11 protein-coding genes, 1 tRNA gene and 1 pseudogene are annotated in these 12,196 nt (G+C 36.4%); 4 read left to right on the top strand and 9 right to left on the bottom strand.

Going from position 1 to position 12,196, the window contains the following annotated elements; all coding sequences use genetic code 11:
* The first annotated feature begins 23 nt into the window (after positions 1-23).
* Positions 24-872, top strand: coding sequence for an NUDIX hydrolase (locus tag PQG52_RS03170; RefSeq protein WP_271827872.1), 849 nt, complete (start codon positions 24-26; stop codon positions 870-872).
* Between the two features lie 91 nt (positions 873-963).
* Here the strand turns inward: PQG52_RS03170 and purU are convergent, their stop codons facing one another.
* A complete protein-coding gene (gene purU, locus PQG52_RS03165) occupies positions 964-1,836 on the bottom strand; it encodes a formyltetrahydrofolate deformylase (protein WP_271827871.1) in 873 nt (290 codons plus the stop codon).
* 133 nt (positions 1,837-1,969) lie between these two features.
* Here purU and PQG52_RS03160 point away from each other — a divergent pair, with 133 nt between their 5' ends.
* Positions 1,970-3,196: a HEPN domain-containing protein gene (locus tag PQG52_RS03160; protein ID WP_271827870.1), complete on the top strand. Its 1,227-nt coding sequence runs from the start codon at positions 1,970-1,972 to the stop codon at positions 3,194-3,196.
* 69 nt (positions 3,197-3,265) lie between these two features.
* Here PQG52_RS03160 and glf read toward each other — a convergent pair whose 3' ends face one another.
* Together glf and PQG52_RS03150 are read right to left on the bottom strand one after the other, a co-directional pair.
* Positions 3,266-4,420, bottom strand: a complete 1,155-nt coding sequence (glf, locus tag PQG52_RS03155; protein WP_271827869.1) for a UDP-galactopyranose mutase — start codon at positions 4,418-4,420, stop codon at positions 3,266-3,268.
* A 112-nt stretch (positions 4,421-4,532) separates the two neighbouring features.
* Positions 4,533-5,204 (bottom strand): hypothetical protein, encoded by a 672-nt coding sequence (locus tag PQG52_RS03150; RefSeq protein WP_271827867.1) that lies wholly within the window; start codon positions 5,202-5,204, stop codon positions 4,533-4,535.
* A 107-nt stretch (positions 5,205-5,311) separates the two neighbouring features.
* Here PQG52_RS03150 and PQG52_RS03145 point away from each other — a divergent pair, with 107 nt between their 5' ends.
* Both PQG52_RS03145 and PQG52_RS03140 read left to right on the top strand, forming a co-directional pair.
* The gene (locus PQG52_RS03145) at positions 5,312-7,411 is read left to right on the top strand and encodes a S9 family peptidase (protein ID WP_271827866.1); all 2,100 of its coding nucleotides are present in this window, start codon (positions 5,312-5,314) and stop codon (positions 7,409-7,411) included.
* A 26-nt stretch (positions 7,412-7,437) separates the two neighbouring features.
* Positions 7,438-8,559 carry an AI-2E family transporter gene (locus tag PQG52_RS03140; RefSeq protein ID WP_271827864.1) on the top strand — a complete coding sequence of 374 codons (1,122 nt, stop codon included), beginning with the start codon at positions 7,438-7,440 and terminating at the stop codon, positions 8,557-8,559.
* A 6-nt stretch (positions 8,560-8,565) separates the two neighbouring features.
* On the opposite strand, the gene PQG52_RS03135 is transcribed toward PQG52_RS03140, so the two are convergent.
* From PQG52_RS03135 to rpmF, 6 genes and pseudogenes are all read right to left on the bottom strand, one after another.
* A tRNA-Pro gene (locus PQG52_RS03135) sits at positions 8,566-8,639 on the bottom strand.
* A gap of 326 nt (positions 8,640-8,965) precedes the next feature.
* Positions 8,966-9,187 (bottom strand): annotated as a pseudogene (locus PQG52_RS11450) (MerR family transcriptional regulator); the annotation flags it as partial.
* 105 nt (positions 9,188-9,292) lie between these two features.
* The gene (locus PQG52_RS03125; protein ID WP_271827862.1) at positions 9,293-9,607 is read right to left on the bottom strand and encodes an integration host factor subunit alpha; all 315 of its coding nucleotides are present in this window, start codon (positions 9,605-9,607) and stop codon (positions 9,293-9,295) included.
* Between the two features lie 108 nt (positions 9,608-9,715).
* On the bottom strand, positions 9,716-10,690 hold the full coding sequence (locus tag PQG52_RS03120) for a beta-ketoacyl-ACP synthase III (protein WP_271827861.1): 975 nt from the start codon (positions 10,688-10,690) through the stop codon (positions 9,716-9,718).
* A gap of 36 nt (positions 10,691-10,726) precedes the next feature.
* Entirely contained in the window at positions 10,727-11,785 is a 1,059-nt protein-coding gene (gene plsX / locus PQG52_RS03115; RefSeq protein WP_271827860.1) for a phosphate acyltransferase PlsX, read from the bottom strand.
* A gap of 104 nt (positions 11,786-11,889) precedes the next feature.
* Entirely contained in the window at positions 11,890-12,093 is a 204-nt protein-coding gene (gene rpmF, locus PQG52_RS03110; RefSeq protein ID WP_086632049.1) for a 50S ribosomal protein L32, read from the bottom strand.
* Positions 12,094-12,196: the final 103 nt, after the last annotated feature.

The following is a 12,196-nucleotide window of genomic DNA, read 5'->3' as shown; positions in this document are numbered from 1 at the left end:
TAAAGTTATATCAAAGGTTATTCATGCAACCCTCTGAATTTAAAACATTATTAAGCTACATACACCAATGCAATACAGCGCAACTTCATAAAGATTTCCTTCCTTTTAGAGCTTGTAATCAAATCGTCGGTTGGGTCAGACCTGACTTTATGAAGAATTTATATCATTATGGTGTGTATAAAGCAGATGACCACATCGATACTTTACCTGATACCTTAACATTGCAAATATTAGGCGAAAAATTGATCCAAGATAAAATCATTCAAACGATGGATGAATTATTCGATGTTTATCCTTCACCTCATGCAAAACCTATCGGACAAATTGACAGGGCTGTTTTACCTTCTTTGGGCATAATTGGCACGGGTGTCCACCTCAATGGTTTGGTCAAAAAGGATAATGAAACGCATCTATGGATTGCCAAACGATCCCCTCATAAACGCCTTGACCCTAATAAGTTGGATCACATCGTTGCGGGAGGTATCCCAGCTGGCTATACTCATAAAATAGCATTAGCAAAAGAAGCTGAAGAAGAAGCTAATATTCCAGCTGAGCTCATTTCTAAAGCTGAATATACTAGCGTAGTCACCTATAGCATGCTTCGTCCCGAAGGTTTACGTCGCGATGTGTTATATTGCTATGATATATGGTTACCTGAAAAGTTCCAACCAACCCCAATTGATGGTGAAGCTATTGGGTTCGAGTTAATGAAAATCACAGATGTTTATCAACGCGTTTGTGAAACAAATGATTTTAAGTTTAATATAAATCTTGTATTGATAGATTTATTTCTACGTTTAGGGATTATTTCCAGTAAATCTGCTAACGCACAAATGCTTAAAGTTGGATTGAAGGGAAAGTTATTTCCATAATCCAGTCTATAGCGTCGATATATCGAACAAAAATAACATTAAATTACGCTAATGATTAAGCCAACTTACTTAATCATTAGGCTTTAAATCTTTAATCAGCAAAGATAACTGTTTTATTACCATTGAGTATAACACGATTTTCGACATGATAGCGAACAGCCTTGGCCAATACACGCCGTTCAATATCACGCCCTTTGCGCACCAAATCTTCTGGGATATCACGATGACTGACACGTTCAACGTCTTGTTCAATGATCGGCCCCTCATCAAGATCTTCGGTGACATAATGGGCTGTTGCACCGATCAATTTAACGCCACGAGCAAAGGCTTGATGATAGGCCTTAGCCCCTTTGAAGCCTGGCAAAAAAGAATGATGAATATTAATACATTGCCCAGGTAGCTTTTTAATCATGTCTGCAGATAGGATTTGCATATATCTTGCCAGAACAACTAATTCCGTCCGAGTTTCTTTGATAATATCCCATAATTGTTGTTCTTGCTCTTTTTTAGTCTCTTTGGAAATCGGCAGATAATAAAAAGGAATATCTTTCATTTCGATATGCGCATATTCTTCTTTAGGGTAATTTGCGACAATCGCCACTGGCTCAATAGGTAATTCCCCTATTCGCCAACGATATAGCAAGTCCACCAGACAATGATCCATTTTAGAAACCATTAACATCACGCGTCTACGTTTTGATCTATTATGCAAAGACCATGTCATTTTAAACTGACCTGCCAGAGCTTCTAAACGTGTATATAACCATTCATAGAGTTCACTTTGATTTTCCAAAGCAAAAACAACACGCATAAAAAAACGTCCTGAAGGATCATCATGCTGTTGAGATTCTAAAATATTTGCTTTTGCTTCGAACAACCCTGTGGAAATCGCTGCCACAATCCCTGGTTGATCTGGACAAGAAAGGGTTAATACATACTCTATAATACCGTCAGTTTTTATCATTTTTTATAACTTGCTGTTTTTAGTTTTTATTGATCGGCAATTATACACAATATTTATGTAATTTGGATAAAAATTATCTCTTTGTTATTAAGAAAGTGTTATGAATGTTTGAGATAAATTACTGGAGAGTGTAATGCAGCTTTATGAAATGTTAAATGAATTGTTATCTTTAATAGACTTATCTTCTTTTGACGAAGCTACACAATCAACAATCTTTTTCCGCCCATATCAAAATCATACAGCCTTTATAGTATCTGATCGTAATATTGTCCAATATGAACAGCTAAAAAGCAATACTCTAATCTACTTTGTTCAAAATATATCGTCTAATTTTACTATAGAATCTATAGATCATTTTACTAAAGAGCAGTTACTTCATTCTAAAATAAATCATATTTTCTATACTCAACAAAATCAAAAAAACTTTTTCCATGACCTAACTTCAGTAAAACCAATGACTATACAAACCATTACTCGTATTGAAGGATTTCTTGTAGAGCAAGACAAGTCTCCTATCCAAATGGGTTGTTTTGAAATTGGGTATAGTCACAATTTGCCAAAAAAAATTGGTACAGAAAATTTTATATATCTAAAAGCGAATATAAGCCAAATATACGATTATCGTATGGCTTATCAAAAAGCATCTTCTTATTTTTTAGATTTTAGTAGATTATTACTTTTCATTGTAAATGATATAAATCATAACTATAATATAGTGACAAATAATTTACTTTATATTAATAAAAACGACTTTATCACAACTATTTTAAATGAATATCATTGCTATGATACAGAATGGCACTTAGTAATGAGTGGCAGTCAAGGCAGAACCTTCCGCAAATTTAATTTAAACACTTTATTGAGCTCTTCAAATTATACTCAACTAAATGATTTATGGAATTTCCATCAACAAATTAAAAACAATCCAAAATCATCAGAAATAACAGACATAAAAAAACGCATTCTAAGCGCCAGCCTTGCTGTTGGAGAGTCTATACGTAGTGAAGATGAAAAAAATTCTCTCATATACACATGCATCGCTATAGAGGCTTTATTTTCTTTTGATGAAGGACAATTATTTCAAAGAAGTATCACTGATAAATTATCTGATTGCCTCGCATTTATCATTGGCAAGGACTTAAAGCATAGGAAAGAAATTATAAAATTTACAAAAGAAATATACAAAGCACGCTCTGCATTAGTTCATGGAAGTCTATCATCTAAGAACATAGATTTTCATCGAATGAATACACTACTACGAGATGCCATCATAGAGCTTTTAAATAATCCAAAATATAAAAGTCTTAAAACAATCAATCAATTATACGATATGATTACAGATGCTAAACTCTCTTACTAATGCAACTCGACTATCTATATAAAAAGGAATATTCTTCACAGAATACCCCTTCTCTATTTGCCAAACTGTCTATTTCATCGCCACCGTAAACGCTGGCATTTTCTTATTATCACGAGCATTTTCTAAAAATACTCTGGCGGTCTTTAACGCCTCTGCAATTGTGACATCCATATCTAAATAACGATAAGTCCCTAAACGACCCACAAACGTTACATTGCTTTCTTGTTCAGCCAAATCAACATATTCTTCCAACTGTGTCATTTCACCAACCAGGCGAATTGGATAATATGGCAAGTCTTTTTCTGTGCATAAACGGCTAAATTCTTTATACATCACAGACCCCTCGTGACTTTCCCATGGCGCAAAATATTTATGCTCTGTAATACGCGTATAAGGAACTGATTCCTCACCATAATTCATTACCGCAGTACCTTGATAATCGCCTTGATACGTGAATTTTTCAAAATCTAAGGTACGATAAGCCAAGCGACCATGTTGATAATCAAAATACGCGTCTAATGGTCCACTATAGAAGATATGACGATATTTTGCTTGGTCTGCCTTATTAAATTTCGTATTCAAAGAAACAGTGATATTTTTATGATCCATTATGCTGTCAACAATAACTGTATAACCATCCTTTGGCATTCCTTGGAATTTATGACTGAAATAATTATCATCATAATTAAAACGAACTGGCAACCGTTTTAAAATAGAAGCAGGCAATTCAGAAGGATGAAGCCCCCATTGCTTTATGGTATAACCCTTAAAGAATGCTTCATAAAGCTCTTTACCAACAAATTTAAGCGCTTGCTCTTCAAAAGATTGAGGTTCAGCAATAGAGCTATCCCCTTTTGTTTTGATAAATTCTTTGGCTTCGTCTGGTGAAAAAGTTTTATGGAAAAATTGATTAATTGTATGCAAATTAATTGGCAAAGAAAAGACTTGTCCATTAACCGTGGTTTTGACACGATTTACATAAGGCATCATTTCTGCATGTTGGTTTAAGAAATTCCAAACTTCTTCATTATCAGTATGAAAAATATGGGGACCATAAGTATGCACCATTACTCCAGTTTCTTTGTCACGTTCAGAGTAACAATTCCCCGCAGTATGCGACCGTTCATCAATAATATGAACCTCAAAACCTTCTTCTGCCAACAACCGTCCAATGACCGCGCCAGAAAAACCAGCACCAACGATGAGTATTTTCTTATTTTCCATGTTTCTTCTTCATTTTGTTAATTCTGTAAATATTTTGATCTTTATAACAAGAATTGACTTTCTAGTATATCCATCATCTACAAAGAATTTTTATAAAGATTATTCATTCTCTTTATTGTTTATGTGTTTTAGGATTGAACAAAACAACCTGATTTAAATTAGTAAAGCTAAATCCACATTGTTTTTCTTCTACTTTACTTCCTGCCGCAGCAGGAAGATCAAGTGTTGCACACCCTGCATATAACTGATCATTTTGAGGAGTCATCTCATAATACTCAATTCCAATCAAATCTACAAAATCATCAATATTTCCTGAATAATTCAACATTATAAGATCGCTCTTATTTAACAAAAAATTAATATCTACACTTTTACTCGGAAAAATTTGAAAAAGAGGAGGAAATCTTATGTCATAATAACTATCATCGATAACAGGGAAAAGCTCTTTTTCAATAACCTTACCTTTTAGAGTAAAAATAACCAAAGTATCTACACCCCACTGAATATTTAGTGGTTCCTTAATAATTTTACTAATATCAACATCAAAAGCACTTTCATGAGAGAAAAAATAAGCTTTATCCCATTTAAATGATGTCAATTCATGCAAGCGCACGACACATTTCTTTTTATTTTTACAATTCTCTTGAATTGAGGCATATAACTGATCTTGTAAAGTCGTAGGACCAAATAACCACCATAATGCAATACAACTTACCAAAATGAACATAATTTTCTTAAACATTGCATTCATATACTTAATGATGGTTTGATTTTCTTTTAACAATTACCCTAATATAAATAATATCAACGTATTTAATAAACGATATTTATTCTTCACTCGTTTTGATTATATTCTCAATTCATTAACATTCATCAAGGATAAAGTATTTCATGAAACCCCTTTTGCCTCCTATAGCATCAAAACAGACCATACATATTGAACAATTTGGTTATCAACGCTCAGATAATTACGCGTGGATCAAAGATGAGCATTGGCAAGAGGTATTACAAAATCCAAAATCTTTAAAAAAAGATATAGAAACTTACTTAGTCTCTGAGAATTCTTATACAGAAACTTATCTAGAACCGACTAAGGATTTACAAGAAACTTTATTTCAATCCATGAAAAACCGCCTTATCGACAAAGATAGTAGCCCAGAACTTGAGGATGGTAATTGGGTTTATCTCTCTCGATACGAGAGTGGAAGCGAATATAAAACATATTATCGCAAACCTATCCAAACACTTGCCGAACAAGTCATCTTAGATCCAAATGTCGAAGCTAAAAACTCAAGCTATTATAAATTAGGTTATATCGAACATAGCCCGACGCACCAATATCTTGCTTATGCAGAAGATACTCAAGGGTCTGAAATATGGAATATTCGTATTAAAAACCTAGATACAAATATTCTTTTACCCCAAACCATTTCCCACTGTGCAGGACAATTCGCATTTTCCCCTTGTGGCGATTATCTTTTTTGGATTTGCAGAGATCATCACGGGCGCCCAACTAAAATCTTTAGGCACGAACTCGCTTCTGGAAAAGATACTTTGATCTATGAAGAACATGATCCTGGATTTTTCCTTGGTATTGAACGCAGCCTGTCTAATCAATGGATTTTTATTACTGCCAACGATCATGATACGAATGAATCTTGGCTTCTTTCAAATGAAGATCCAACGGCTTCTCCTGTCTGTGTTATGAAACGTCAAGTCGGTATTCAATATGAGTTAGTAGACTGGCAAGGTTATTTTATCATCAAGACAAATCTAAAAGATGCTGATAACTTTAAACTGATGCGTTTAGTAATGCCCAGTCCTCGACGACTATCTGAAGAGCGTTTAACGTCGGTCAATTGGCAAGAGTGGATTGCTCATGATCCAGAAACTTACATCATGAATGTTATCTCTTATCAAGACTATTTAGTTCGTTTAGAACGTCATAACGTCAATACGCGCATTATCATTACTAATAAAGACGGTAAAGAAGCCCTATTATCAGGAGAGGAAGAGGCTTTCGTTTTATCTTTAGACGAAACGCTCACCGATCAAACAGAATGGCTTCGTTATAGTTATCAATCCCCGACAACACCTCGTCATTGGTATCAATATAATATGAGGACGGGAGAAAGAAAAACCTTAAAAATACAGGAAATTCCTTCTGGTCATCAAGCTAACCATTATGAAACAAAGCGTTTATGGGCTACTGCATCAGATGGCAAGCAAATCCCAATCACCATCACATATCGCAAAGATACCCCACTTAATGGAAAAACGCCTGTCCTTCTTTACGGTTATGGTTCCTATGGATATGCGATTGACCCGACATTTTCAAATACAGCCTTGAATTATTTAGACCAAGGATGGATTTATGCCATTGCTCATGTTCGCGGTGGTTCTGAAAAAGGATGGAATTGGTTTTTACAAGGACGCAAATTTAACAAAATAAATAGTTTCACAGATTTTATCTGTTGCGCTGAACATCTTATTCAACAAAACTATACCAGAGCTGGACTTATTGTCGCTGATGGACGCTCCGCGGGAGGGATGGTGATGGGTTATATTGCCAATGAACGTCCTGATTTATTTGCAGCCATTGTCGCAGTGGTTCCCTTTGTAGATGTGTTAAATACCATGTCTGATATTTCTTTGCCTTTGACACCACCTGAATGGCCTGAATGGGGTAATCCTATCGAAGATAAAGAAGCCTATGAATACATTGCAAGTTACTCACCTTATGATAACATCAAGAAACAATCTTATCCTGCTATCCTTGCTATTGGTGGATTAACCGACCCCAGAGTAACCTATTGGGAACCCACAAAATGGATTGCTAAGTTAAGAGATTATAATCTATCCAATGCCCCTTTACTGTTGAAAATCAATATGGATACAGGACATGGCGGGACTGCGGGTCGATATGACTCATTAAAAGAGGCTGCTTTTATCCAAGCGTTCGCTTTATTCATTGCTAATCAAAAGATTTAAATCAAATATAATTTAAAAGGTACGATATGTCCTTACCTCATAAAGATTCTAACCTTAATATTACAAGACAACTCAGTATTGCTGAACAAATTCATAATCAAACCATTGCTCAAACATGCTTAACCATTCTTTTGTTTTTGTTTGGGCTTTTTACCATACGTGCTTTTCTTCCGTCTTTGATCTGGGGAGTTATCTTTGCAATTGCATGTTGGCCATTATATATTAAAGCTAAAAAGCACTGGCCTTATCATAAGCCTGAATTTCTTTTACCATTGATCTTTTCTTATATTATTACGTTTCTTTTTATGTTTCCATTGACGATCATTGCTGTGGAAGCAACTAAAGATGTCCAAACTGCATTTACATGGGTCATGCATGCCAGTCGTGAAGGTGTTCCCCCGCCACAATGGTTGCAAAGCATCCCTTTTGCCAAAGATAACGTCATCAATTGGTGGAATAATAATCTAGCTGACCCACAATCTGCATCTGATCTTCTTTCAAGCCTACATCTCAGCCGTGGGGTTTATGTCACCCAGAAAATTGGTGCACAAATTTTTCACCGAGGTTTATTGTTCCTCTTTACAATCATTACCTTGTTTTTTCTTTTCAAAGATGGTGAATCAGTCATTCAACAATGTCTACGTGGATCACGTCGGTTATTTGGCATACAAGGAGAAAATATTGCCAAGCAAATGATCTCTTCCGTTCATGGAACCGTTTCAGGTTTGGTGTTGGTGGGCTTGGGGCAAGGAATTATTCTGGGAATTGTCTATGCGCTTGTTGGTATTCCACACGCTGCATTGTTTGGCATTATGACCGCAATCGCTGCAATGATTCCTTTTTGTCCAATCATCGCTATTGCTGCAGTTGCATTAACCGCTTTGCTAAAAGTCTCATCTATCGCTGCAATTACAGTTGTCGTTATTGGCTGTATCGTCGTCTTTATTGCCGATCATTTTATCAGACCTGCTTTGATTGGTGGATCAACAAAATTACCATTTATTTGGGTTTTGATTGGGATCTTAGGAGGATTAGAATCTTGGGGAATGATTGGTCTATTTATTGGACCTGCAATCATGGCAGCCCTGATGATGCTATGGTGCAATTGGACTGCAAAAAAGAAAGGATTATCCTCTCATAACACTTAAACGATATCGGGCAGGCGGGATTCGAACCCACGACCCCCAGTCCCCCAGACTGATGCGCTACCAGGCTGCGCTACTGCCCGTTTAAAGGTGTTAAAGCCATATAGCAACCTATATGGCTATAGGCAACAAAAAACTAACATCAAGAGGCAATTATTTTACGCAGTTCTTGCAGCTCGTCTAAAACTGCTCGCAAAAATTGTGTTAAAAGAACATTTTGTTCTTTCAAACGTATCATCTCATCAGCGTTATTTTCTTCGTGTTGTATAAATTGTTCATTTATTTCTGCGGAATCAGAAAAATAATTTTCTTCCTCTTTAACCTCTTCATGAGTCAAGGCAGTAGAAACCTCAGTGGCTTCTTCCTCGACCAACTCATTTTGGACGGTAAATTTAGAAAAATCCTCATCTAATAAACGCTGAACACCTTTGATGGTGTAACCTTGCGTGTATAGTAACTCAGAAATATATTGTAATAACGTAATATCTTCGGAGCGGTAATAACGTCGACCACCACTGCGCTTAACAGGTTGCACTTGTTTGAAACGTGTTTCCCAAAAGCGTAAAACATGTTGAGGTACATGAATTTCTTCTGCGACCTCACTAATTGTACGAAAAGCACCAGGGTGTTTTTTAGTCACCCCATCATCCTCTAGATCAGAATTCTCTTCGATATTATCCAAGAATTTTTCCTCTAATTCATTAGAAGAATTCGTAGAGGTGCCATTCGTCATGCTTTAACCCTTTTTAGCAACTTTCTTCATCATACCTTCATTAACACTATTTTTGAGCATTTGGCTAGGACGAAATGCAAGAACTAATCTCGGTTCGATAACAACTTCCTCACCTGTTTTTGGGTTTCGGCCAATGCGGCTACCTTTTTTTCTAACTGCAAATGTCCCAAAACCACTAATTTTAACAGCGTCTCCACCTTCTAAAGTGGAAACTATTTTTTCTAAAACTTCTTCCAATAAAACAGCAGATTCGCTGCGTGAAAGGCCAACATGGCTATAAAGTTTTTCTATTAATCCTGCTCTTGTCAAAGTTTGCATAATCTATTAAATAATCAATAATCTAAAAGTTGTTAACACAATGTAGTCAATTTAAAATATTAAGGCCTTTATTTTCTTATAGCCTTAAATACATTTTCAAATTAATTTTTATAAGCGAATTATAGAAGATCCCCAACTTAATCCACCACCTAAAGCTTCGATGACAATTAAATCCCCTTTTTTAATCCGGCCATCACGTACAGCTTCATTTAATGCCAGTGGCACAGAAGCAGCAGATGTATTCGCATGACGATCAACGGTCGCAATCACGCGATCAGAAGGTAGATTCAACTTTTTCCCCATTCCAGAGATAATTCGCAAATTGGCTTGATGAGGAACTAACCAATCAATGTCATCATGAGTTAAATTATGTATTGTCAGAGCCTCTTCGACCACTTCTGAAAGTTTGGAAACTGCGTGGCGAAAAACTTCTTGCCCATGCATTTTTAAAAAACAGGTATCTCCTGTTTTAGAAGGCACACCATCAACATACAATAAATTACTATGATGACCGTCAGTATGTAAATAGACCCCTAATATCCCTTGCTGGATAGGTGCAGTAGTGATTTCTTCAGCACTCAATATAACAGCACCAGCGCCATCACCAAACAACACGCAAGTTCTGCGATCTGACCAATCTAAAATGCGGGAATAAACTTCACTGCCAATTAAAAGAACATTTTTAGCCTGACCATTACGAATAAAATTATCCGCAACAGATAATCCAAAAACAAATCCAGCACATGCAGAGGAAATATCAAAAGCAAAACCTTTTTTAACTCCTAAAATTTGCTGGACTCTCGCTGCAGTTGTTGGAAAAACTTGATCAGGTGTGCAGGTTGCAACAACAATCGCATCAATATCATCTGGGGTCAGGCCAGCATAATCCATTGCTTGTTGCGCTGCTGCTGCTGCCATTGAATTGCAGCTTTCATTTCCTGAAATAACATGGCGTTGCTTAATTCCTGTTCTTTCGCGAATCCACTCGTCAGACGTATCTACAGATTGTGACAATTCTTGATTGGTCACAATTTTTTCTGGCAAATAACCACCAAACCCTACTAAGCGCGAACAATATGCCATTCAGTTACCCCAAAAATTATGATTAATATAAAGTTTTCATTGTTGATGATTTTCTTCTGCTGCATTTATTTTAGATAATCCTAGCAAGATTTCTTCATAAAAACCATGACTTATCATATCCATTGCAACATCGACTGCACATGCAAAACCAACTTCATCAGCACCACCATGGGATTTCACAACCACCCCGTTAAGGCCAACAAAAACTGCTCCATTATAACGGCGAGGATCAAGCCATTCCTTCATTCGTTCTAAACCAGGACGAACCATTAAATACCCTAACTTTCCACGTATTCCAGAAGTATAAACCTGTTTTAATAAATGGAAAACAAGTTTCAATGCACCTTCGCCTGTTTTTAATGCAATATTACCTGTGAAACCATCCGTCACTACAACATCTGTAGTTCCAGCGGTAATATCATGCCCTTCTATAAAACCATAAAATTGATCAGAAAGAGGGCTATTACGTAAAATCTCAGCAGCTACTCTGACACGCTCATCACCTTTTAACTCCTCTGAACCAACATTCAGCAAACCAATCGTGGGATGAGGGAGACCAAGAACTGCTTTTGCAAAAGCATGACCCATAATTGCAAAATCTACAAGGTTACGGCTATCACAAGCAACATTTGCACCTAAATCCAACATAACTGCATCACCTTTAGCGGTTGGATTGATTGCAGCCATTGCAGGTCGTGCAATACCAGGCATTGTTTTAACGATAATTTGTGCCAAAGCAAGCATCGCACCACTGTTACCTGCAGAAACAATCCCTTTAGATTCTTTTTTAGCAACACTTTCCATTGCCATGCGCAAAGACGAATCACGCAACTTTAATGCTGCAGTAGGTTTCATCTCCATCGGAACGGATATAGAAGTATGTCTCACTGTGCAAATTGCAGAAACATTAGGATATTGATGCAACAAAGGATTAATCTTTGTTTCATCGCCTATTAACAATATTTTTACATCTGGGTGGCGGAGTGCCGTAAAATCCAAACCTTTAATCACAATATCCGGAGCCTGATCGCCCCCCATTGCGTCAATGGCGAGATCATATTGACCTTCTTTTTGAATTTCTACTTCTTGGCTCATTATTTACAAAATGTCCCTGTAAAGCACTGACTAAAAAAATGATCGGTTATAATCATTAAGTTGTATCTCTCAAGATAAATGTTTTACAGGTTTTCCTCAAAAAATTACTGACGAACAGCAACTTTCAACGCTTTTCCAGCTGCAACAACTTCACGACCATCGTAATGACCACAGTGACTGCAAACATGATGAGGACGTTTTAATTCACCACAATTACCGCATTCTGCATGTGCTTCTGTACGCAAAGCATGGTGACTACGACGCATACCACGACGTGAAGGTGATGTTTTTCTCTTAGGAACAGCCATTAGTCCCTCCTACCTTTCCCAACGACCAAACAATTCGGAATTGTTTGATATTATAGTTAAACTATTCAAATTAAAACAAGTTTTCTAACAGATAATAACCTTA

The organism is Commensalibacter communis (assembly GCF_947179105.1).
Classification (GTDB): Bacteria; Pseudomonadota; Alphaproteobacteria; order Acetobacterales; family Acetobacteraceae; genus Commensalibacter; species Commensalibacter communis.
Note: the sequence above shows the minus strand (reverse complement) of the source record. Positions and strands in the feature narration are given on the sequence as shown.